Raw genomic sequence first — 21,569 nt, forward strand, 5'->3', positions numbered from 1 at the left:
TTTGTCGGAATGTTAACCAACTCATAGACCGACTGGATAAAGCGATTCTTGATGTCATCGACAACCCTGAGCAAACACAAAGAACAGCGGCAATCGGAAAATTATTCTGAGAAACACTATATGATAGAAAGCGGGCAGATTTTGCTGAAAACAGACTTCGTGAACGATGTCCCATTCCATTATGGAGGTTTTGAGGAATCGAAAATTTATAACCGAGTAGACAACTGGAGGAATATCCTTTCAAATAAAATTTGTGCGTTGAGTAGATATGAGCCTAAAGATGTGATTGATATTATTTTTATTGCGAAAAGATATTCTTTTAACTGGGAGAACATTTTTGAAGAAGCAAGGGAAAAGGATTTGTGGGCAGAGCCGCTGAAGATTTGTAAAACACTAAAAGAGATGCCTCATGGATCATTTGAGAAAATAAAATGGATTACCGAAATTAACGAGGAAAGACTGTTCAAAGATATAGACAACTTGCATCATGATATATTTTACGGAAATGAGAATTTACTATATACTAAAAAAACAGAATAAAACTGGCTTGAATATCCGTGTTAATACGTGGTTTGAACTACCGTTTGGGGTGAAATGATAAAAAGTAAAATATTAATTTGAGGTGTAAACGGTTTGCTTAAAATAATGAAGAATTTAAATAAGTTATGAAAAGTAAAGGCATTAAATATGAGTAATAGAGGCGTAGTAGTAGACAAAAATTTTGCGCTAATCGGTGCAGGTGGCTACGTTGCCCCCAAGCACATGAAAGCTATTAAAGATACAGGAAATAATCTGGTGGCAGCATTGGACAGTTCCGATTCTGTGGGGATTCTCGACAGTTTTTCCTTTGATGTTGATTTTTTTACTGAATTTGAGCGCTTTGATCGTCATTTGGCTTCAAAATGCGCTTTTTTTGGCACCCTTCAGTCTTCAGCCTATCTACCTGGGTTGCGATGAGAGCTAATAAACAACAAACTGATTTTATTAAACAATCAATTAATCAATACCTGCCGAATGCAAAAGTTTATCTATTTGGTTCAAGGGTTCATGATGATCAAAAAGGCGGGGATATTGATATTCTTGTCATTGGAGAGAAAGAACCAACCGGTGTGCTCGATTATGCATTGATAGTGGGGAATCCTGCCAGGAAAATTGGCTGGGCGTGTGAATGTGGCGAACGACCACTCATACTTAAACACAACCATGTGAGAAACTGTGAGAATGTGAAAAAGGTGTGAGAAACAATTTTTGATAAAAAAACAGAATATCCTGTAAAATTCGGTAAATTCTGTCCAATAGATAAAAAAATGAGTTACTTATTTAATTATGGATGTCCTGCAGGAATTTCAAGTACAAATGGAAATGAATAAAGATACAATAAATTTCTTTAAAAGTTTATACTGGGATTATCAAGTTTCGGAAGAGAATATTGTTACAATTATTGAATTGGGGGAATGCAACGGTTTAACGCGGAAAAACCTGCTAAGCAGGGCTTTAAAATCGCGCAGATGGTATGAAATTAAAAAAATCCTGTCACCAGAATTGCTGAAAGAGGCTTTATCTGAGGATGTTCTTAAAACCCTCTTTCCCAAATCCTTATCTCTTAAATATAATTATGTCAGAAAATTATTATATCAATAAACTATATCCTTTTCAGGATTTGGTTCTCAAACTTATTATGAAGGTTGATGATGCATTTTATCTGACAGGAGGTACCGCGCTTGGAAGGCATTATCTTAAACACAGGCATTCCGACGATTTGGACTTTTTTGTAAACAGGAAAAACAATTTTAAACAATTATCAAATAAAATCATTTCACAATTACAGAATCATTTCTCTAAGATTGAAATAGCTTTGTTAAGTGAAGATTTTGCACGGATTTTTATCCATAATGAAGAATATCCTTTGAAAATTGAGTTTGTGAATGATGTATTATTTCATACAGGGGAAATACAATCTGCCAATTTATTTCACAGAATTGATTCGTGGGAAAATTTATTGAGCAATAAAATATGTGCTCTGTCCCGTGACGAGGCAAAAGATTTCTCTGATTTGATTTTTCTTTCGATGAAATATAATTTTACATGGGAAACGATGATAAACTATGCCAGGCAGAAAGATACATGGGTGAATGAAATTGAAGTTTCACAATCGGTTTATAATTTTGATACGAAAAGATTGATTAAAATCAACTGGATAAAAGAGCCAGACTATAAAACCATACAAGATGTTTGTAAAATAATTGCAAAGGATATAATTGACGGTGGAAAAAATTCCCTAACCTAACCCCCTGTCTTGTAGCTCCGGCAGATGGTACTGGGGTGGCTAAATAAATGATAAGAAATAAAAATAAAATGCTAATTACCGGTGTGAGCGGCCTGCTGGGCAGAAATCTTGCCGACTATTTAAGGATAAATACAAAATATTAGGGTTGTATAATCACATCCTGTTCTGCTTGATGGTATTTAATAGTTCACACACTACAAAAAAGGCTTGATATTATGGAAAACAGTAAGAAAAGATTATATCTTTATGAAGCTTTGGAACTCAGGGCAGAATATGATGGTATAATAAAAACCTTCAAAGACTGTCTGCCCGAAACAAGAAAGAATAGGGATAGATTTTCATTCAGTCGAAGCGATGACAGTGTCTGTCGCAATTCTCCGGATTTTGATATCGTTTCTGCCAGAGATGAATTGAAAAAACTCGAATATAAACGTCGCAAATTAAATAACGCTATTCAAAAGGCAAATTTTGAACACCAGATCGATTTCAAAGGAGAAACGTTGAACCTCAGCGAGTCTTTGGAAATGCGCAAAGCATTAAATTTGCAGATCGGCGAATTGCACGAACAGGTTGTAAATTCAGCCTATCAACGAGTAATCTATAAGGAAGGTCGAGATATTATTGAAGAAAATGAAATATCGCACACTGAGAGTGTGAAAAAACTCAATGAAGCAAGATCAGATTTCCGGGATTTGAATAGAAAACTCAGACTATCATCTTTTCAGAAAATGGTAGACTTCCAAGATGAATAGCATAACTTTGGAGACAGGGGGGTAAGCGCGAATGCTCTGGTGACAGAGCATAGCCCAGACCACGGCTTCTGTGATAGCCCTTAACTGGAGAGTTGGCGACTCATAACGTCCGGTAAAGCATTAAACCATAAATCAACACACAACAGAGCAAACTGAGTCAATTACAAATTAGCAATATGGCCCCGCGTCTCCAAATTTGTTTGCAGAGGTTGATCAGCTACAAAGGCATTCGGATTAAATGACAATGAAAATACAAAAAATATTGGAAATAATCAGCCAAGGTGAGAATGCATCAATCGAATTTAAATCAGGCAAAGTAAGAACGGAAAGTGTTGCTAAAGAGATGGCTGCTTTTTCAAACAGTTTTGGTGGGACCATTTTGATCGGAGTTGAAGATGATGGCGTTATAAGCGGAATCAATATGGAAAAGATTGACCAATGGCTTTCGAACATTTCACGAAACAACGTAATACCTGCAATTACACCGGACATCAGCATTGAAGATATCGAAAATAAAAAAGTTGCTGTTATAGAAATACCCAAGGGACTTAATAAACCCTATCAGACGATTGACGGAAAATACTATATAAGGATTGGTTCTACAAACAGAACAGCAACAAAGGAAGAATTAAGCAGACTTTTTCAGCAGGCAGGAATAATCCATTTTGATTTATCGCCTGTGGAAGGAACGGAAGAAAAGGATCTTGATTTGCTTAAAGTAAACGATTACTGGTCGACTTGCTACGATATCGATTTTATTTCACTGGAAGAACATGAACAACAGAAAATATTAAAAAACTCAGACATTATTGTTCCTTTTGAAGGGGACAACGTCGCAAGTGTCGGTGGATTGCTGCTTTTTGGAAAACAGCCTCAAAGGCGACTACCTCAAAGCACTATTAAAGCTGCTGTTTTTAAAGGAGAAGAGATTACTGATGATATAATTGATAAAAAAGAGATTATCGGGGCTCTGCCTGAAGTAATTGATAATACGGCATCGCTTATAAATATTTTCCTGCCAAGGGCTTCAACTATAAAAGAGCTGAAAAGAGAAGAACAAATTCTTATACCTCGCAAAGTAATCAGGGAAGCACTTGTAAACGCCGTCAGTCATAGGGACTATTCAATTATAAACAGACAGACAACAGTATATATATTCAGCAACAGGATTGAAATTACATCTCCTGGAAAAATTGCAAATACCCTTACACTGGAAAAAATAAAAGTGGGTAACTCTGCTATACGGAATCATTTCCTGGTAAAATATCTTGATAACATGAGATACATAGATGGTCTTGGCAGAGGTATACCAATGATTATAAAAGAAATGAAAGAAAAAGCTATATTTGAAGAAATAGGAGAACTGTTTCGAGTTACTTTTTTATTTCATTAAAATCAGCCGCAGAAAGACGCAGATGGACGCAGACAAAAAATGATGGGTATTAACTTAAAGGTTATTATAAAAATATCAAATAGAGAGGTGGTGTAATGCAAACTGTAAAATCTTTGACTCCGGAATCTTTGACTGCTGTTGAGATTTTGGAAGGTATTGATAAAGTTCATAGGGATCAGGCTTTAGAACTGTTGAGAAATTTTGTAAATGAACTTTATAGTGAACAGAAATGGCAGGAATTATTATCAAAGTCTCCAGAACCAATGATTAATATGGCAAAGCAAGCTCTTCAAGAACATATTAATGGAAAAAGTCAAGAGATGTAATGAATCCTTCTCTGAATTTCAAATGGGTGAATACAAAATACAATATCTGATCAGTAAGAGTAACAATGGATTATCGAGCGCTTGCTGTAAGAAATGAGAATTCAGTTATTTGGTACTGGATTGGTGACCATAATAGATATGAGCAGTTATTAAAAGCTTTATAGTGTAGCTAAGCATCAGTGCCCCGCTGGTCTATAGACAAAAGGTTTTCTTTTCACCGCCGTAGCTGATTGTTTATTTTTAATTTCTCCCGTAAATTTCAAATACAAAAAAAATTCAAAAAATCCAGTTAATCCTTTCCAAATTCAAAAAAGTTTCTCCTTTGCGTTCTGCTGACTTCAATGGTGAAAATTCGGTTTATTTAAGATTTCGTTCGTGAATATCAGTGTTAATCCGTGGTTTTAATATTATCTGAGGTTAAATGATAAACAGTAAAATGTTAATTACCGGCATGAGCGGCTTGATGAAAATGATGAAGATTTGAGATAAGTTATTAAAATTAAAGGCATTAAATATGAGCAATAGAGGTCCAGTGACAGATAAGAATTTTGCGCTTATCGGTGCTGGCGGTTACGTTGCCCCCAAGCATATGAAAGCGATTAAAGATACGGGAAACAATCTGGTGGCGGCATTGGACAGTTCCGATTCTGTGGGGATTCTCGACAGTTTTTCCTTTGATGTTGATTTTTTTACTGAATTTGAGCGCTTTGATCGTCATTTGGCTTCAAAATGCGCTTTTTTTGGCACCCTTCAGTCTTCAGCCTATCTACCTGGGTTGCGATGAGAGCTAATAAACAACAAACTGATTTTATTAAACAATCAATTAATCAATACCTGCCGAATGCAAAAGTTTATCTATTTGGTTCAAGGGTTCATGATGATCAAAAAGGCGGGGATATTGATATTCTTGTCATTGGAGAGAAAGAACCAACCGGTGTGCTCGATTATGCATTGATAGTGGGGAATCCTGCCAGGAAAATTGGCTGGGCGTGTGAATGTGGCGAACGACCACTCATACTTAAACACAACCATGTGAGAAACTGTGAGAATGTGAAAAAGGTGTGAGAAACAATTTTTGATAAAAAAACAGAATATCCTGTAAAATTCGGTAAATTCTGTCCAATAGATAAAAAAATGAGTTACTTATTTAATTATGGATGTCCTGCAGGAATTTCAAGTACAAATGGAAATGAATAAAGATACAATAAATTTCTTTAAAAGTTTATACTGGGATTATCAAGTTTCGGAAGAGAATATTGTTACAATTATTGAATTGGGGGAATGCAACGGTTTAACGCGGAAAAACCTGCTAAGCAGGGCTTTAAAATCGCGCAGATGGTATGAAATTAAAAAAATCCTGTCACCAGAATTGCTGAAAGAGGCTTTATCTGAGGATGTTCTTAAAACCCTCTTTCCCAAATCCTTATCTCTTAAATATAATTATGTCAGAAAATTATTATATCAATAAACTATATCCTTTTCAGGATTTGGTTCTCAAACTTATTATGAAGGTTGATGATGCATTTTATCTGACAGGAGGTACCGCGCTTGGAAGGCATTATCTTAAACACAGGCATTCCGACGATTTGGACTTTTTTGTAAACAGGAAAAACAATTTTAAACAATTATCAAATAAAATCATTTCACAATTACAGAATCATTTCTCTAAGATTGAAATAGCTTTGTTAAGTGAAGATTTTGCACGGATTTTTATCCATAATGAAGAATATCCTTTGAAAATTGAGTTTGTGAATGATGTATTATTTCATACAGGGGAAATACAATCTGCCAATTTATTTCACAGAATTGATTCGTGGGAAAATTTATTGAGCAATAAAATATGTGCTCTGTCCCGTGACGAGGCAAAAGATTTCTCTGATTTGATTTTTCTTTCGATGAAATATAATTTTACATGGGAAACGATGATAAACTATGCCAGGCAGAAAGATACATGGGTGAATGAAATTGAAGTTTCACAATCGGTTTATAATTTTGATACGAAAAGATTGATTAAAATCAACTGGATAAAAGAGCCAGACTATAAAACCATACAAGATGTTTGTAAAATAATTGCAAAGGATATAATTGACGGTGGAAAAAATTCCCTAACCCAACCCCCTGTCTTGTAGCTCCGGCAGATGGTACTGGGGTGGCAAAATAAATGATATAAAAAAAGACTCTAATTACTGATTTGTACAAAGTTATGAAAAAAACTATTCCCTATGGAAGACAATTTGTTGATGAGGATGACATTAAAGCTGTTGTAAAAGTGCTTCAGTCAGACATCTTGACCCAGGGCCCGAATACAGTAGAATTTGAATCGGCACTGTGCAATATCGTTGGAGCCAGATTTTCCGTGGCAGTTAACTCAGGTACTTCAGCACTTCATATTGCCTGCCTGGCTGCTGGTGTTCAAAGGGGTGACGAAGTAATTACATCACCTATCACATTTGTGGCATCTGCCAATTGTGCGGTGTATTGTGGAGGAAAGCCGGTTTTCGCTGATATAAATCCTAAGACATACAATATTTCACCAGAAGAAATTGAAAGGCGTATTACCGCTAATACAAAAGCTATTATTCCGGTCCATTTTGCCGGTCAAAGCTGTGATATGGAGGTAATTCAGCAGATTGTAAACAATGCTGAAAAAAAATATCGACATAAAATATATATTATTGAAGATGCCTGTCATGCGTTAGGATCAAAATATAAGGGAAACGAGGTAGGATCATGTGTCTTTTCAGATATGGCGGTCATGAGTTTTCACCCCGTCAAACACATAACAACCGGTGAGGGAGGCGTTGTATTTACTAATGATGAAAAACTAGACATGAAATTAAAACGTTTGCGTTCTCACGGTATTACCAGTGAACCGGAAGAGTTTTTTTCCAAAGACCTTGCCTTTCAGCCTTCAGGCTTCAGCCTTCAGCCTTCAGTAAACCCTTGGTATTACGAGCAACAGGAGATCGGCTATAACTACCGGATTACAAATATTCAATGCGCCCTGGGGTTGTCTCAGCTCAAAAAACTCGATGTGTTTTGCAAACGTCGACGTGAAATTGTAGATATTTACAATAACGCTTTTGCCGACCAGAAAAACCTGAAAACACCTTTTGAGGCTCCCGACTGCAACAGCAATTTTCATTTGTATGTTCTTTTATTTGATTTTAAAAACATGAACATCGACAGGGGCCAGACGATTCTTTCCTTAAGAAATAAAGGGCTCAATACGCAGGTTCACTACATCCCGGTCCACCTGCAGCACTTCTATCGCAGCAATTATGGAACAGGCTGGGGCGATTGTCCCAACGCAGAAAATTATTACCAAAAGTGTCTTTCCATTCCTCTTTTTCCTGCTATGACAGCTAAAGACGTTCATAAAGTGATTAGTACGATAAAGGCTATGCGAAAGGATTGATTTGCAGGCATGTTAGTTTAAAGTGACTGGTTTAAATGGTTATTTCAAGTAAAAGTTATTCTCGGCTAGTACTGGGGACGGCCCAGCTCGGTATGAGTTATGGTGCTGCAAACAAAACGGGAAAACCAGGATTTTCCGAAGCGGAAAATATTGTCCGCAATGCCTGGAGAAACAATATTGTCGAATTTGATACCGCCCAGGGGTATGGACACAGTGAGAAAACGCTCGGCGACATTTTTGAAAACCTTGATATACAATCAGATGTTAAAGTAATTTCTAAGATCGATACGGCGCTGGATCATTCTGATAGGGCCGTATTGAGACATTCTATAACGCGCTCCTTAGAATATTTAAAGTGTACGTCATTATATGGTTTAATGCTGCACAAGGAATCTTTGCTGGAGGACTGGGATAGAGGGCTCGGAGCGTTTCTCGATCAATTAATTGAAAAAGGAATTGTCCAGCACGTAGGCGTATCTGTCTACTCAACTGAAAAGGCAGTCCAGGCTCTCACAACCGAAGGTGTTACCATCATACAGATCCCCGCAAATGTACTGGACCGGCGTTTCGAAAATGCCGGGATTTTTGAACTTGCAGACCGCTTAAACAAAACAGTGTATGTGCGCAGCATTTTTTTACAGGGCTTGCTATTAATGGATATTGATAAACTTCCGGCAGTCCTGAAGTTTGCAACCCCAGTTTTACAACGGTTTAAACAGTTATCTCGGGAATTGCGAATGACACGGCATTCAATAGCCATAGGGTATGTGAAGCTGGCATACCCGAATGCCAAGATATTATTTGGATCTGAAACTGCTCTGCAGGTGGAAGAGAATACAAAAATATGGGGTACGGATTTTCCAAATTCAATGGTTTCAGTTATCCGGGATACTTTTTCCAATGTAGATGAAAAACTTGTGAATCCCTCGTTGTGGTAGCGGGGAATAACGCTCTAAGCTGTCCTTACAAAAATACTATAGGAAAAACCAATGCTGCAAAAAAAATTTTCTATCGGCAATTTTACGGTTAGTCCGGGCGGAGAACCATACATAATCGCAGAAATCGGTTCAAATCATGACCAATCGCTTGATAAGGCTTTTAAACTGATAGAAATGGCGGGAAAGGCAGGTGCTCAGGCAGTAAAATTTCAGCTTTTCAAGGCCGAAAAAATGTACCCAGCCACCACAAAAATGTATGATATCTTTAAGTCTATTGAACTGAATGCAGACTGGTTACCAATTCTGGTTGAGCGCTGTCGAAATATTGGTGTGGAGTTTATGGCGTCCCCCTTTGACAAGGAATCAGCTTCTCTTTTGAATGATATTCACGTTAGTGCTTTTAAGATTGCATCTTCCGAAATTGTAAACCTGGGACTATTGACATTGATTGCCTCTTTTAAAAAGCCTTTGATAATTTCAACCGGTATGTGCGATTTGGTTGATGTGCATGATGCAGTTGAGTGTTGCCTACGGGCCGGTAACAAAAAGGTGGTTCTACTCCAATGCGGTGCAATGTATCCAATCCCGGCAGCACATGTGAATTTGAAGGTGATGGACACATTCTTTTCACTGTTTGGTTGCCCGGTAGGATTATCAGATCACACAAGTGGTTTGACGGCAGCGATTGCGGCAGTGGGACGCGGCGCTTGCGTAATTGAAAAACATGTAACCATGGATAAAAAATCGAATGGACCAGATCATTTTTTTGCCATGGAACCGGATGAATTCAAGGTCTTTATTAAAATGATTAACGAGGCGTATGAATGCCTTGGCAGTCGCCAAAAAAAGATGTTGCCGGAGGAACGTATCCAGGGACGTCGGGAAGGACTTTTTACAGCCCGTGATATTAATGAGGGTGAAGTTTTAAGGGAAAGTGACTTGATTATAAAAAGACCTGCGGCTGGAATAAGGCGACGTCATTTACAGTCAGTTGTGGGGGCGACATTAAAGAAAATGCTTCAGAAGGGTGATGCTCTTGAATGGGGTGAATTGATCTTAAAGTGAAGGCGGTAGGTGCATGTAAGTTCATTCAATGTGGATGCTGCCAAAGTGCCCAAGAAATGCCGGTCTGGATGCGTCTTCTGCCTTATGTGAGAGTCAAAGCAGGCTGTTGTGTGCAAGTATAAAACTATGTCATGGTCTAATTTGGAGATAAAGGCATCACGATTAGGGGGTTAAATAATGGGAGAAACTAAAAAATTAGTAATATTCGGAACCGCCATGCTGGCAGAACTCGCATATATCTATTTTACCACAGACAGCGATTACGAGGTGGCTGCGTTTACTAAGGATGCCCCTGAGGAAAAACGATTTTGTGATCTGCCGGTAGTCGATTTCTTTGATCTTGAGAAGACTTATCAGCCCTCAAAGTACCATCTGTTTATTCCCATGAGTGCAAAAAAATGTAATCAAATCAGGAAGACTAAGTTTGAAGAGGGTCTGGCCAAAGGTTTTTCCTTTGCTTCTTATATCAGTTCAAGAGCAACAGTTCTGCCAGAAGCATCTATTGGTAAAAATTGCTTCATTCTTGAAAATAATGTGATTCAGAGTTTTGCAAAGATTCGCGACGATGTTGTTTTGTGGAGCGGGAATCATATCGGGCATCATTCAACTATCGGGTCACATTGCTTTCTAACTTCTCACGTTGTTATTTCCGGGCGGGTAATAATTGGTGAACGCTGTTTTTTCGGCGTCAATTCAAGTGTAAGGGATGACGTCACTATTGCAAAAGCAAATATTGTTGGTGCGGGTGCTTTGATTATGAAAGACACCGGACCGGGACAAGTTTTTGCGGAAAGACAGACACCGGTCTTTCCAAAATCGAGCGACGAAATCAATTTGGAGTAGGCGTGCAATTGTGGCATAAAATGGGGCGGATATTTGTCCCGCATACTGATTTATCATGGAACAAGTCGCATGCAATGCTTCCCACTGCGTTGCAACTGGAAAAGACTCGATATAGAATCTTTATTTCCGGTAGAGACGGGGTTAATCGTTCCTTGATCGGGTATTTCGATATCGATTTGAAAAATCCGAAAAAAATTCTTCATGTTTCCAAAAAACCTGTACTCGAGCTTGGCAAGCTTGGATGTTTTGATGATAATGGCGTAACCCCAGCAAGTATTATTAGGAATGGAGACAGGTTATACCTCTATTACATTGGGTGGCGCCCTCGTTCAACTACCAGAATGAGTCTAATAGCTGGCCTAGCTGTCAGCGATGATAATGGGCATACTTTTAAACGTCAATCTAAAGCGCCGTTGCTGTCCTTAACTGATCGGGAGCCATATTCAATTCTTACCGCACCGTGGGTAATCCATACTAAGAGTGACTGGAAAATGTGGTATGTTTCCGGCGAAGGCTGGATACACGAAGATTTGCCTGTTTATAATATAAAATTTGCATCATCGCGAGACGGCATCGTATGGCAGCGTGAAGGTCGGGTTGCGTTGGATTTCGCTTCCGAGGATGAAGTCGCTTTAGCACGCCCTTGTGTGCTTTATGAAGACGGTACTTATAAAATGTGGTTTTCATTTAAAACAAAAACAAATACTTATAGAATTGGGTATGCAGAAAGCCTGTCTGGATTTGACTTCATTAGAAAAACAAACCAGATAAAAGGCTTGGAACCATCGCCCTCCGGATGGGATTCTGAAATGGTTGAATACCCCTGTGTGATCAAGCACGCAGAAAATCTGTTTATGTTCTATAATGGAAACAACTATGGTAGTAATGGAGTCGGTTTAGCTGTGCTGGAAGCCGGTTGCGGATAGATGAAAAAAATTGCCATAATGCAGCCCACCTATCTGCCCTGGGTAGGGTATTTTGCGCTCATAGACAGAGTTGATGAATTCATCTTCTTGGACTCTGTTCAATTTGAACGTCGCAGCTGGCAGCAGCGAAATCGTATCAAAGGGCCTTCTGGGGAAATGATGCTAACAGTCCCTGTACATAAAGCTCCTCGGGATAAATTGCTTATATGTAATGCGAAAATTGACTATACTTCTAAGTTTGTTCGAAAACATATAAACGCTTTACAGCACGCCTACGGTAAAACGCCATTTTTTAATAAGTATAAAACAATTATTTTTGATGCTCTCAATAAAAAACCTCCGCTGTTGGCAGATTTAAATATTGAAATCATCCTGAAGGTGGCTAAGATACTTGGGATTCAGACGATCATGCTGCGTTCATCTGAATTGGCTGCCCGAGGAAAGAAGGACGAATTACTATTCAATATTTGCCGTGAAAGAGACGCTCAGATTTATATTTCCCCTCCCGGCTCAGTAAAGTATCTAAACACATCCCGATTTTTTAACAAGGATGTCTTTCCACTCCAGTACCACAAATATATCCCGCAGCCTTATGACCAGTTAAACGGTGATTGCGTTCTATATCTTGCAATTATCGATTTATTATTTAATGCGGGTCCTGATTCTCTCGAGATTATCCGTTCGGGAGTAGATAAACAATAGTTTTCAAATCGGTTTTTATTTGAATTTGCAATCATCATTATTTATCGGAATGATTTAAGCGGAGATGAAAATGACTATTGAGAAGTCTCTCAAGATGCAGGCACGTGCAGCAAAGCGTATTCCCGGCATGTGTCAGTTATTGTCGAAACGCCCCGATATGTTCAGTCTTGGCGTCTGGCCTGGGTACTACACCAAGGCGAAAGGGGTCACTGTGTGGGATCTCGACGGCAATGAATATTTGGACATGAGTATATCGGGAATTGGAGCGGCTGTTTTAGGGTATGCTGATGATGAGGTTGATGCGGCAGTTCAGAAAGCTATTTACAATGGTGTCGTTTCATCTTTAAATTGTCCTGAAGAAATTGAGCTCGCGGACCTGCTCTGTGAACTGCATCCCTGGGCAGATATGGTGCGTTTTGCAAGATCGGGTGGAGAAGCCATGGGTATTGCGATCAGAATCGCACGAGCGCATACAAAACGAAACATCATTGCCTTTTGCGGCTATCATGGTTGGCAAGATTGGTATCTTGCTGCCAATTTAGGTACTGGAAATGAGTTGAATGAGCACCTTATTGAAGGATTGAGTCCCACAGGTGTTCCTGAATCATTGTCCGGTAGCAGTTTGCCGTTTCGATATAACCGTATTGAAGATCTAGAGACAATTGCGGCCAAACATGCTAGCGATCTCGCCGCAATTGTTATGGAGCCTATTCGAAATATGGAGCCAGCTCCTGGCTTTATTGAAAGGGTTCGGGACATAGCCGATGAAACGGGTGCGGTATTCGTAATGGATGAGATCTCCGCAGGATTTAGAATAAACCCGGGGGGCGCACACTTGGTGAAGCATCATGTGGCCCCGGATGTCGCTGTATTTGCTAAAGCAATGGGCAATGGATATGCTATATCAGCAATAATTGGCCGAGAAAGAATTATGCAGTCTGCCCAGGAAAGCTTTATCAGTTCAACCCATTGGACAGAACGCGCTGGCTTTGTTGCGGCACTGGCGACTATAAATAAACACCGGCGCGAAAATGTTTCGGCGCATCTTATCCATATTGGTTCTATGGTATTGCGAGGCTGGAATGAACTGGGAGCCAAATATGAACTACCGGTACATGTCGGTGGGCTACAGCCCATGGGGCATTTTTCTATTGATCATGAAAAATTTTTTGCTTTAAAAGCGTTGTATGTTCAGAAGATGCTGGATCAGGGGATTCTGGCATCTAATCTTTTTTATGTGACCCACGCTCACACTGAAGAACACGTTTATCGGTATCTTAGAGCAACCGATAAAGCATTTAAGGTTATTGCCGAAAGTATCCAATGTGACGATATTGAATCAAGGCTGCGCGGCAAACCCGCCCAAAGCGGATTTAAGCGCATCAATTAGAGTTGTATATATAAGAGCCATGTGAGACCTTTGGAAAATGATAATTTTTGTTCTAGTTTAAGGAAGGAGAAAATTTTAACAAAATGAATATCTTGAATATTTAGAGGACAAAAATTTGAGCCTGACGTAGAAACCGGACAAAAAGTACCGTTTTGCAAAGGTCTCATTTTTCAGGCTGGATCTGGATGGTGGTTTTAAGTTTGGTCCTGGTAATATACAATACAAACGCCAGCCGGAAACAGAACTCATACTAACCTGAAGCATCTTTTTTGAATCCTGATTGTCAATAAATATTTCCAAGTATGAATATCACCCACCAACATTTCAATATTTAATGGTGAGGCAACATTGAAGATAGCCATAATACCGGCCCGTGGGGGTAGCAAACGTATACCGTATAAAAACATTATAGATTTTTGTGGAAAACCGATGATAGCCTATGCGTTGGAAGCTGCCCTGAATTCACGTCTATTTGATAAAATTCACGTATCAACTGACTCCGAAAAGATTGCTCAAATTGTAGATTCCTTAGGATATACAATTGATTTTATGCGACCGGCAGGATTAGCCGATGACCATACTGGAATTATTCCGGTTCTGAAGAATGTACTCAAGGAATTTGATAACCGCAAGCAAACCTATAAGCATGTCTTGGCATTAATGCCGTGTTGTCCGCTTCTATTGACAGATGACATCCTGCGAGGCTATTCTAAATTTCGATCGTTCGGTGGTAAACGTCCCCTGCACGTAGTAACACCTTATCCGGTTCCCATTGAGTGGGCTTATGATCGTAACAATGCTGGGGTATTGATTCCTAGAAACCCTGGTGCATATGCCGTTCGTTCACAAGATCTTAAACCGGCCTATTACGAATGCGGCCCATTTTCGATTTTTCACCGAAATCATATTCTATCCGAGACTCCGGCTACAGACGAGGGGTTCTGTTCGATAACCATACCCCGAAGCCAGGCAGTTGATATTGATGAGCCAGAGGATCTCATCCTGGCTGAAAGCATGTTTAGGGCTCTTAATAGTTAAAGGCTGTTGACTATGTCAAAAGTACTCATCCGAACCGACGCATCAAATAGTACCGGAATGGGGCACCTAAACCGCTGTGTTTCTTTGGCCCGACATTTTGAAATCGAGGGAATCGAGTCGCTTCTAATACTACGTCATGCTTCCGACAACATAGTGACCGGCTTTAAAAATCAAGGGCTAAATATATCCGTTCTGGAAAAATGCGGCAGTCTGTATGACGAAGCACTTTTGATATCGAATCGTTTTGCCTCACAGTATTCAGCAATTGTGTTTGATTTCTCCCATTACCAGATTATGTCCAGAGTTGAAGAATTGATACCGTATTTTAAAATATTGCACAACTCATTTTCTGCGACGTTATTAATCGACGGATTAGATGACACCGCCATTATTGACCATATCGAACCGTCAATTGATGTCGTCGTTACACCTTACATTGGTGCCAAATGTCGCTCTGCTGATGAAAACCCGGGATTTAGGCACTGGGCGGGGCCGGCTTACTTTATTTTCCCTCCTGAATTTACATCAATAAACTGGGATAGACAGGTTCGTGGCAAAGCAAAGAATTTATTGGTAAGCATGGGCGGGTCTGATCCATATGAGCTCACCCTGATGATTATAGACGCCTTGCAACTACTGGAATCAGAAATTATTTGCAGAGTCGTTGTAGGACCAGGATTTACGGAAAGCCTTAAGTTAAAGATAGAAAAAGCGTGCGCTGTAATTCCCTGTTGTAAAATTGTATTCGGCCTGCCCACACTTATCCGCCACCTACAATGGGCCGATATTGCTATAAGTGCTTCCGGATTAACGAAGTATGAAATGGCTTATGCCGGCGTGCCCTCATTGCAGCTATCGTTTAACGCAAAGATAGCTGCAGCAAACGCTCAAGACGAAACGAAAGGTTTTTACCTCGATCTGGGCCTGTATACGGAAACAACCTCTCTTGATATCGCAAATGAAATTGATGCCCTGGTAAGATCTTTTGAAAGACGTAGAGAAATGGTCAGGTTAGGGCAGGCCTTATTTAGCAAGACAGGTTTAGACAGCTTGATCCGAGAAGTTCGGGGGAATATTGTAGATTCAATAAATTGCAACTGAATCACAGTAACTGACAGTAATTCTAAATACCACTATGAGTATGCAAAAACCCAGAAGCTCGGTGATCGATGGTGAACGTATTTACTTGCGAGAATTAAGACCGGACGATGTGACCGAAGCATACTGTCGCTGGATGAATGATCCGCACATCACACAATATACGGACAGCCGCAATATGAATTTTTCCATCGATTCACTTAGAGAATATGTAAAAGAAAAATATGAAAGCAAGACTGAATTATTTCTGGCAATTATAGAGAGGGAAGACAATTGCCATATTGGCAATATAAAACTCGGGCCTATTAATCTGCAGGATCAAAATGCTGACATTGGAATTATCATTGGCGAGAAGCAATTCTGGGCAAAGGGTTATGCAACCGAAGCGATAGGGTTACTTAAAAACCATGCATTTTTTGTGATTGGTTTGCATAAATTGACGGCCGGCAGTCTCGGAATGAATACCGGATCGATCAAAGCATTTCAAAACAATGGGTTTAAAATAGAGGGTATTCGAAAAGAACATGTTTTTTTTAAAGGGAGTTTTATTGATACGATCCTGCTTGGTTTGATCAATGAATAAATTCTATTACAATATTAATAAGCAAATTTAAAACTGCAGAGGTACATTTTGAAAACAGATACAAAAGAAAATGTGCGTGTTATCGCCAGCATCGAAGCGCGCATGGGCTCGACTCGCCTGCCGAGAAAGGTTCTGGCTGATGTTTGTGGTCAACCGTCTTTAACGAGGCTGCTGCGTCGACTCAGGCGCTGTCAGACATTGGACGGGATAATATTGGCAACCTCTTCATTGCCTCAGGATGATCCATTAGAGAGATGGGCCCGCTCTGAGAACCTGGATATATACCGGGGCAGTGAAGAAGATGTTCTTCAACGTGTTGTCGATGCCCAACAAAGCATGCAGTCCGACGTGGTTGTTGAAATTACGGGCGATTGCACCATTTTAGATCCTGAAATTATCGATATGGGAGTCACTACCTTCTTAATGAATGATTGTGATGTAGTTCTCTCAGCTCCTGAAATGTACCCAGGGGGAATGGATGTTCTGGTATATCGCTATTCAATACTGGAGGACAACGCGAGAACCCAGTTTGATCCTTTAGTTCGTGAACATGTGGCTTATTATATTGTCCGTCATCCAGAGATATATAGAACGATCAAGCTTTATCCACCTGCTCGCTGGCAAGCTCCCCACTTTCGATTTATGTTGGATTATCCCGAAGATTTGGAGTTTATTCGCCAAGTTTATCGCCGATTGGAGCCAGACTACGGAGATGGATTCGGTATTGAAGAAATTATGTCACTGATGCGGCAAGAACCAGCCCTGCTTGATATAAACAGCCATTGTGATCGGAAAATCTAGCCTTACCGGGAATTAGCTAAGTTCATGGATAGAAAAAAAATGACTTATAACGCCGCAATTGTTGGACTTGGGCAAATTGGACAGGGGTATGATTATTGCTGCAAGGATGGAAGCCTTATAACAACGCACGCTTCAGCATATCAATATCATCCTTCCTTCAATCTGGTTGCCGGTGTGGATGTCAGTCCGAAAGGCTGCGCCAAGTTTGAAAAAAAATACAATGTGGAGACTTTCAGTAGTGTCCAAAATATGATGGAAAAGGTGAAACCGGATGTCGTTTCAATCGCATCACCGACACCGACTCATTTTAATCTTTTCAACCAAATAGCTTCATATGATCCTCTGGCAGTTTTGATAGAAAAGCCCATTGCATTGCGTGTCCGAGAGGCCGAGACAATGCTGTTGGACGCTCAAAAGAAAGATATGGGCTTAGTGGTTAATTATGTCAGGCGATTTGAACCAGGTACAAACGCCTTGAGAAAAATGATAGCAGACGGAACTGTCGGTGACATTTACAAAGGTAGCGTCCTGTATTGCAAGGGACTAATAAATAACGGCTCACATTTCATCGATCTGCTTATTTATTTGCTCGGTAGTGTTCGGCATATCCAAATGATACAACCTGGCAGGGACTTTGATGCCCTGGGATACAATGATGGTGAACCTGATTTTTTAATAAGGTTTAACGATACCGACATTATCTTTCAGGCAACACGTTCGGAATATTTTTCCATGGGAGAGGTGAATCTGATAGGTACAAAGGGAACGATTTATTATGGAAACGGCCAAATCAGATACAAACAAACTATACCAGACCCGGCAGATAACCACTATACCTTATTACAGAATAAACTCACCTCGATTAAGACTTACTTTGAAAGCTACCAGTATTATGTCATGGAAGCCCTTTACCAGTATCTGGAAAAAGATGAAAAGATAAAATCAGATGGGGAATCGGCTGTTGGAACTTTAAAAATCGTACAGAATATTATGGAGTTGAGGTGATTTAATCTATGAAAAAACTAGCTATCCACGGCGGACCCAAAACAATTGATTATACTTTTAAACCCTATAATTCCATTGGTGAAGAAGAACGTATAGCTGTAAACGAGGTAATGCAAACAGGGATACTTTCGCGCTATCTTGGAGTATGGAGCCCAGACTTTTACGGCGGGCCAAAAATCCAAGAGTTTGAGCAGGCGGCCCAAGGATATTTTGGGACAAAGCATGCCATTGTGGTCAATTCCTGCACATCAGGATTGATTGCCGCGGTTGGAGCTATCGGCATTCAACCGGGAAATGAAGTCATTGTGAGCCCTTGGACCATGTCTGCTACAGCCACTTCAATTCTTATGTGGAACGCCATCCCAGTTTTCGCGGATATCGAAAGTGAATTTTTTTGCATTGACTCGGCATCTGTTGAAAAAAACATTACACCCCATACAAAAGCAATCATTGCCGTCGATATTTACGGTCATTCAGCAGATATGGATAGTATTTTGCGAATAGCAAAAAAGCATGATCTGAAAGTAATTTCCGATTGCGCCCAGGCACCGGCAGCAAAATACAAAGGAAAACTAGCCGGTACTCTGGCAGACATAGGGGTATATAGCTTAAATTACCATAAGCATATACACACCGGTGAAGGTGGGATAATAGTTACCAATAATGATATATACGCTGAGAAACTGCAATTGATTCGTAACCATGCGGAGGTTGTAGTCGAGAATAAAGGCGTGTCGGATTTATCCAATATGCTGGGATACAATTTTCGATTGGGTGAAATCGAGGCTGCCATAGGTGTTGAACAACTTAAAAAACTGAATAAAATTGCTGATCGTACAACTGCACTGGGCAGCAGGCTTTCTGAAGGCTTGCAAGGATTAGATGGCCTTCAACCACCAAAAGTAAATAAGAATTGCACACATGTATACTATGCCTACCCATTGGTATTTAATGCCGGTCGACTAAATATACAAAGACAGTTGATTTATAATGCTTTGGTCGCAGAAGGCGTGCCCTTAGGACAGGGGTACACCAACATACATTTGCTGCCAATGTATCAACAGAAAATAGCGTATGGTAAAAAAGGCTTCCCCTGGAATTCAGAAATTTATAAAGGTAGTGTTGATTATAGAAAAGGTATCTGTCCTGTTGCTGAAAGATTGCATGACAAAGAGATTATAACAATACCATTTTGCATGCACACTTGGGAAAAAGAAGATATCGATATGATCATAAAAGCCTTTCAGAAGGTGTGGGCACATCTGGATATGTTGCAAAGTACGGGTAATGAATAGAGAATGTAACACGGTCTGCTTTTATGCTGTTAATGCCGGTGCCTTGGCGGTCATGTCTCCCCTGGTTGCCGGATGCCCGGATGATATCAACTGCTTTTGGGCAGCGGATGGATTTGCTGAGTCTGAACTTAGAAAATCGGGTACCGTACCAGTTGCTATGGAGGAAGTACTCAAAAGAAACAGCAATGCTCCCGGGGATCCGGCGCTGCTGGTGCTCGGATCTCAACACCAATTTAGCAAAACTGTAAGCATTTTAAAAGCATGTGAGAGGGCGGGAGTAAAGACGGTATTTATATTTGATCACTGGAGCCCTTATCTGGATCATTTTATGTCGTCGGATGGCTGCCTGGTACTACCAAAACACATCTTTGCGATAGACGAATATCTTGAGACCAGCCTCTTATCGATAGGCGTCCCAAAAGATTCAATATCGATTGTTGGACATCCCGGCATCGAAAATAAAACTGAAACAATAAAGTTCATGAGCGGGAAGAAAAAAAAGGCGCTTAAAAACGTACTGGGTGTAAACCCCGATGCTAAGGTGGTGCTCCTCGCGTTGGAACTTATGGACTTGAAATTCAACGCAGATGCGGAATACGGTCCTGTATTGAATACACTCCAGGCTTTTAAGGAAATTGATGATAACAATCTGCATCTGGTGATCAAAATGCATCCGCACCAATCCAGAAAAAGATTTTTGGAATATATTCGACATTATAAAATTGAGAACGAGTTGATTATTTGCCCTGAAAAATTAAGGGATTTTGAGGCAATTGCAATCGCAGATATAATAATCGGAACCAATTCAACTTTTTTAGTGATACCTTTGATCCTCGGCATATCGACAATTTGCATAGGTTTTAGACCGGAAAACGAACCGCGGCAAATTACCATCCCGTATCTAAGGAGAATAACCGTTAAAACAAAAAGTGAAATGCTGAACGCAATTTCTGAATGTGTCACGCGCGATTCCGGTAGCGGAATACCATTTCCAACGGACAGTGTTAATAAGACTTGGAAGTCGATCAGAAATCAACTAAAGATGGTTTGAGAAATCAGAATGCGTGAACTGCCCGAGAATATAAAAACGAATCGATTAACGCTGAGGCCGTACTCGGAAAAATTTATTACAGCGCGGTATCTAAACTGGTTGAATGACCCAAAAATAATGCGCTTCAGCGAGCAGCGCCACAAAGTACATACCTATGAATCATGTCGGGCCTATTTACAGACATTCCAAGAATCGACTAACACCCTGTGGGCAATTGAGGAAAAGTTGCACGGACACGGTCATATTGGAAATATAAGCGCTTATATTGATCTTAATAATAAGATTGCCGACATAGGAATTTTAATTGGTGAAAGTTATGCTCAAGGTCAGGGCTATGGCTATGAAGCCTTTAAAGGCGTTGTTGAATATCTATTTAAATATACTCCGACCAGAAAAATTACTGCCGGGACGGTATCTGCCAATATTGCTATGATAGAAATCATGCATAAAATGAAAATGAAAGACGATGGTGTAAGGCGAAGACATTACCTTATTGATGGAAATGAGGTTGATGTGATTTATATGGCGCTTTTTAAAGATGATAAAATGGGCCAATAGACAGGATGATTAGTGGCAAAATTAAAAAATTGAGCAACGGACAGATTAAAAGCTTAGGCAAGCGCACCGGGCCGCTTATCAATTCATCATACTTAAATAG

The 21,569-nt window shown here is 39.9% G+C and carries 25 protein-coding genes and 2 pseudogenes; all 27 read left to right on the forward strand.

Going from position 1 to position 21,569, the window contains the following annotated elements; all coding sequences use genetic code 11:
• Positions 1–120 precede the first annotated feature (120 nt).
• The 27 genes and pseudogenes from SWH54_18650 (at position 121) to SWH54_18780 (ending at position 21,469) form a co-directional block, all read left to right on the forward strand.
• Complete coding sequence (locus tag SWH54_18650) at positions 121–540, forward strand: hypothetical protein (protein MDY6793293.1); 420 nt, start codon at positions 121–123, stop codon at positions 538–540.
• A gap of 147 nt (positions 541–687) precedes the next feature.
• A pseudogene (locus tag SWH54_18655) lies at positions 688–894 on the forward strand (hypothetical protein).
• A 59-nt stretch (positions 895–953) separates the two neighbouring features.
• Positions 954–1,238 (forward strand): nucleotidyltransferase domain-containing protein, encoded by a 285-nt coding sequence (locus SWH54_18660; GenBank protein ID MDY6793294.1) that lies wholly within the window; start codon positions 954–956, stop codon positions 1,236–1,238.
• A gap of 118 nt (positions 1,239–1,356) precedes the next feature.
• Positions 1,357–1,641 carry a hypothetical protein gene (locus SWH54_18665; protein MDY6793295.1) on the forward strand — a complete coding sequence of 95 codons (285 nt, stop codon included), beginning with the start codon at positions 1,357–1,359 and terminating at the stop codon, positions 1,639–1,641.
• 37 nt (positions 1,642–1,678) lie between these two features.
• The gene (locus SWH54_18670; GenBank protein MDY6793296.1) at positions 1,679–2,287 is read left to right on the forward strand and encodes a nucleotidyl transferase AbiEii/AbiGii toxin family protein; all 609 of its coding nucleotides are present in this window, start codon (positions 1,679–1,681) and stop codon (positions 2,285–2,287) included.
• A 215-nt stretch (positions 2,288–2,502) separates the two neighbouring features.
• Positions 2,503–3,039: a hypothetical protein gene (locus tag SWH54_18675; GenBank protein MDY6793297.1), complete on the forward strand. Its 537-nt coding sequence runs from the start codon at positions 2,503–2,505 to the stop codon at positions 3,037–3,039.
• 244 nt (positions 3,040–3,283) lie between these two features.
• Complete coding sequence (locus SWH54_18680) at positions 3,284–4,432, forward strand: putative DNA binding domain-containing protein (protein MDY6793298.1); 1,149 nt, start codon at positions 3,284–3,286, stop codon at positions 4,430–4,432.
• A 95-nt stretch (positions 4,433–4,527) separates the two neighbouring features.
• Complete coding sequence (locus SWH54_18685) at positions 4,528–4,758, forward strand: hypothetical protein (GenBank protein MDY6793299.1); 231 nt, start codon at positions 4,528–4,530, stop codon at positions 4,756–4,758.
• Positions 4,759–5,272: 514 nt separating this feature from the next.
• Positions 5,273–5,479 (forward strand): annotated as a pseudogene (locus tag SWH54_18690) (oxidoreductase).
• 59 nt (positions 5,480–5,538) lie between these two features.
• Positions 5,539–5,823 carry a nucleotidyltransferase domain-containing protein gene (locus tag SWH54_18695; GenBank protein ID MDY6793300.1) on the forward strand — a complete coding sequence of 95 codons (285 nt, stop codon included), beginning with the start codon at positions 5,539–5,541 and terminating at the stop codon, positions 5,821–5,823.
• A 118-nt stretch (positions 5,824–5,941) separates the two neighbouring features.
• Positions 5,942–6,226: a hypothetical protein gene (locus SWH54_18700; GenBank protein MDY6793301.1), complete on the forward strand. Its 285-nt coding sequence runs from the start codon at positions 5,942–5,944 to the stop codon at positions 6,224–6,226.
• 37 nt (positions 6,227–6,263) lie between these two features.
• A complete protein-coding gene (locus SWH54_18705) occupies positions 6,264–6,887 on the forward strand; it encodes a nucleotidyl transferase AbiEii/AbiGii toxin family protein (protein ID MDY6793302.1) in 624 nt (207 codons plus the stop codon).
• Positions 6,888–6,961: 74 nt separating this feature from the next.
• Positions 6,962–8,176: a UDP-4-amino-4,6-dideoxy-N-acetyl-beta-L-altrosamine transaminase gene (gene pseC, locus SWH54_18710; GenBank protein ID MDY6793303.1), complete on the forward strand. Its 1,215-nt coding sequence runs from the start codon at positions 6,962–6,964 to the stop codon at positions 8,174–8,176.
• 35 nt (positions 8,177–8,211) lie between these two features.
• Positions 8,212–9,114, forward strand: coding sequence for an aldo/keto reductase (locus SWH54_18715; GenBank protein ID MDY6793304.1), 903 nt, complete (start codon positions 8,212–8,214; stop codon positions 9,112–9,114).
• Between the two features lie 51 nt (positions 9,115–9,165).
• Complete coding sequence (locus tag SWH54_18720; GenBank protein ID MDY6793305.1) at positions 9,166–10,179, forward strand: N-acetylneuraminate synthase family protein; 1,014 nt, start codon at positions 9,166–9,168, stop codon at positions 10,177–10,179.
• Between the two features lie 177 nt (positions 10,180–10,356).
• On the forward strand, positions 10,357–11,022 hold the full coding sequence (locus tag SWH54_18725) for an acetyltransferase (GenBank protein MDY6793306.1): 666 nt from the start codon (positions 10,357–10,359) through the stop codon (positions 11,020–11,022).
• A gap of 2 nt (positions 11,023–11,024) precedes the next feature.
• A complete protein-coding gene (locus SWH54_18730) occupies positions 11,025–11,948 on the forward strand; it encodes a hypothetical protein (GenBank protein ID MDY6793307.1) in 924 nt (307 codons plus the stop codon).
• Positions 11,949–12,650, forward strand: a complete 702-nt coding sequence (locus SWH54_18735) for a WbqC family protein (GenBank protein MDY6793308.1) — start codon at positions 11,949–11,951, stop codon at positions 12,648–12,650.
• Between the two features lie 70 nt (positions 12,651–12,720).
• Positions 12,721–14,040 carry an aminotransferase class III-fold pyridoxal phosphate-dependent enzyme gene (locus SWH54_18740; protein ID MDY6793309.1) on the forward strand — a complete coding sequence of 440 codons (1,320 nt, stop codon included), beginning with the start codon at positions 12,721–12,723 and terminating at the stop codon, positions 14,038–14,040.
• 348 nt (positions 14,041–14,388) lie between these two features.
• Positions 14,389–15,078 (forward strand): acylneuraminate cytidylyltransferase family protein, encoded by a 690-nt coding sequence (locus SWH54_18745; GenBank protein ID MDY6793310.1) that lies wholly within the window; start codon positions 14,389–14,391, stop codon positions 15,076–15,078.
• Positions 15,079–15,090: 12 nt separating this feature from the next.
• Positions 15,091–16,179, forward strand: a complete 1,089-nt coding sequence (locus SWH54_18750; GenBank protein MDY6793311.1) for a hypothetical protein — start codon at positions 15,091–15,093, stop codon at positions 16,177–16,179.
• 40 nt (positions 16,180–16,219) lie between these two features.
• Positions 16,220–16,759, forward strand: a complete 540-nt coding sequence (locus tag SWH54_18755; protein MDY6793312.1) for a GNAT family protein — start codon at positions 16,220–16,222, stop codon at positions 16,757–16,759.
• A 48-nt stretch (positions 16,760–16,807) separates the two neighbouring features.
• On the forward strand, positions 16,808–17,560 hold the full coding sequence (locus SWH54_18760; GenBank protein ID MDY6793313.1) for a spore coat biosynthesis protein F: 753 nt from the start codon (positions 16,808–16,810) through the stop codon (positions 17,558–17,560).
• 24 nt (positions 17,561–17,584) lie between these two features.
• Positions 17,585–18,565: a Gfo/Idh/MocA family oxidoreductase gene (locus SWH54_18765; protein ID MDY6793314.1), complete on the forward strand. Its 981-nt coding sequence runs from the start codon at positions 17,585–17,587 to the stop codon at positions 18,563–18,565.
• An 8-nt stretch (positions 18,566–18,573) separates the two neighbouring features.
• Positions 18,574–19,860: a DegT/DnrJ/EryC1/StrS family aminotransferase gene (locus SWH54_18770; GenBank protein ID MDY6793315.1), complete on the forward strand. Its 1,287-nt coding sequence runs from the start codon at positions 18,574–18,576 to the stop codon at positions 19,858–19,860.
• Positions 19,853–20,911 carry a hypothetical protein gene (locus SWH54_18775; protein ID MDY6793316.1) on the forward strand — a complete coding sequence of 353 codons (1,059 nt, stop codon included), beginning with the start codon at positions 19,853–19,855 and terminating at the stop codon, positions 20,909–20,911. The genes SWH54_18770 and SWH54_18775 overlap by 8 nt, the downstream gene beginning before the upstream one ends.
• A gap of 9 nt (positions 20,912–20,920) precedes the next feature.
• Positions 20,921–21,469, forward strand: a complete 549-nt coding sequence (locus SWH54_18780; GenBank protein ID MDY6793317.1) for a GNAT family protein — start codon at positions 20,921–20,923, stop codon at positions 21,467–21,469.
• Positions 21,470–21,569 lie beyond the last annotated feature (100 nt).

This window comes from Thermodesulfobacteriota bacterium (genome assembly GCA_034189135.1).
Taxonomy (GTDB): domain Bacteria; phylum Desulfobacterota; class Desulfobacteria; order Desulfobacterales; family JAUWMJ01; genus JAUWMJ01.

Coding starts and splice junctions, on each gene's coding strand:
- SWH54_18650 (MDY6793293.1), top strand. CDS start 121: ATGATAGAAAGCGGGCAGATTTTGCTGAAAACAGACTTCGTGAACGAT.
- SWH54_18660 (MDY6793294.1), top strand. CDS start 954: ATGAGAGCTAATAAACAACAAACTGATTTTATTAAACAATCAATTAAT.
- SWH54_18665 (MDY6793295.1), top strand. CDS start 1,357: ATGGAAATGAATAAAGATACAATAAATTTCTTTAAAAGTTTATACTGG.
- SWH54_18670 (MDY6793296.1), top strand. CDS start 1,679: ATGAAGGTTGATGATGCATTTTATCTGACAGGAGGTACCGCGCTTGGA.
- SWH54_18675 (MDY6793297.1), top strand. CDS start 2,503: ATGGAAAACAGTAAGAAAAGATTATATCTTTATGAAGCTTTGGAACTC.
- SWH54_18680 (MDY6793298.1), top strand. CDS start 3,284: ATGAAAATACAAAAAATATTGGAAATAATCAGCCAAGGTGAGAATGCA.
- SWH54_18685 (MDY6793299.1), top strand. CDS start 4,528: ATGCAAACTGTAAAATCTTTGACTCCGGAATCTTTGACTGCTGTTGAG.
- SWH54_18695 (MDY6793300.1), top strand. CDS start 5,539: ATGAGAGCTAATAAACAACAAACTGATTTTATTAAACAATCAATTAAT.
- SWH54_18700 (MDY6793301.1), top strand. CDS start 5,942: ATGGAAATGAATAAAGATACAATAAATTTCTTTAAAAGTTTATACTGG.
- SWH54_18705 (MDY6793302.1), top strand. CDS start 6,264: ATGAAGGTTGATGATGCATTTTATCTGACAGGAGGTACCGCGCTTGGA.
- pseC (MDY6793303.1), top strand. CDS start 6,962: ATGAAAAAAACTATTCCCTATGGAAGACAATTTGTTGATGAGGATGAC.
- SWH54_18715 (MDY6793304.1), top strand. CDS start 8,212: ATGGTTATTTCAAGTAAAAGTTATTCTCGGCTAGTACTGGGGACGGCC.
- SWH54_18720 (MDY6793305.1), top strand. CDS start 9,166: ATGCTGCAAAAAAAATTTTCTATCGGCAATTTTACGGTTAGTCCGGGC.
- SWH54_18725 (MDY6793306.1), top strand. CDS start 10,357: ATGGGAGAAACTAAAAAATTAGTAATATTCGGAACCGCCATGCTGGCA.
- SWH54_18735 (MDY6793308.1), top strand. CDS start 11,949: ATGAAAAAAATTGCCATAATGCAGCCCACCTATCTGCCCTGGGTAGGG.
- SWH54_18740 (MDY6793309.1), top strand. CDS start 12,721: ATGACTATTGAGAAGTCTCTCAAGATGCAGGCACGTGCAGCAAAGCGT.
- SWH54_18750 (MDY6793311.1), top strand. CDS start 15,091: ATGTCAAAAGTACTCATCCGAACCGACGCATCAAATAGTACCGGAATG.
- SWH54_18755 (MDY6793312.1), top strand. CDS start 16,220: ATGCAAAAACCCAGAAGCTCGGTGATCGATGGTGAACGTATTTACTTG.
- SWH54_18765 (MDY6793314.1), top strand. CDS start 17,585: ATGGATAGAAAAAAAATGACTTATAACGCCGCAATTGTTGGACTTGGG.
- SWH54_18770 (MDY6793315.1), top strand. CDS start 18,574: ATGAAAAAACTAGCTATCCACGGCGGACCCAAAACAATTGATTATACT.
- SWH54_18775 (MDY6793316.1), top strand. CDS start 19,853: ATGAATAGAGAATGTAACACGGTCTGCTTTTATGCTGTTAATGCCGGT.
- SWH54_18780 (MDY6793317.1), top strand. CDS start 20,921: ATGCGTGAACTGCCCGAGAATATAAAAACGAATCGATTAACGCTGAGG.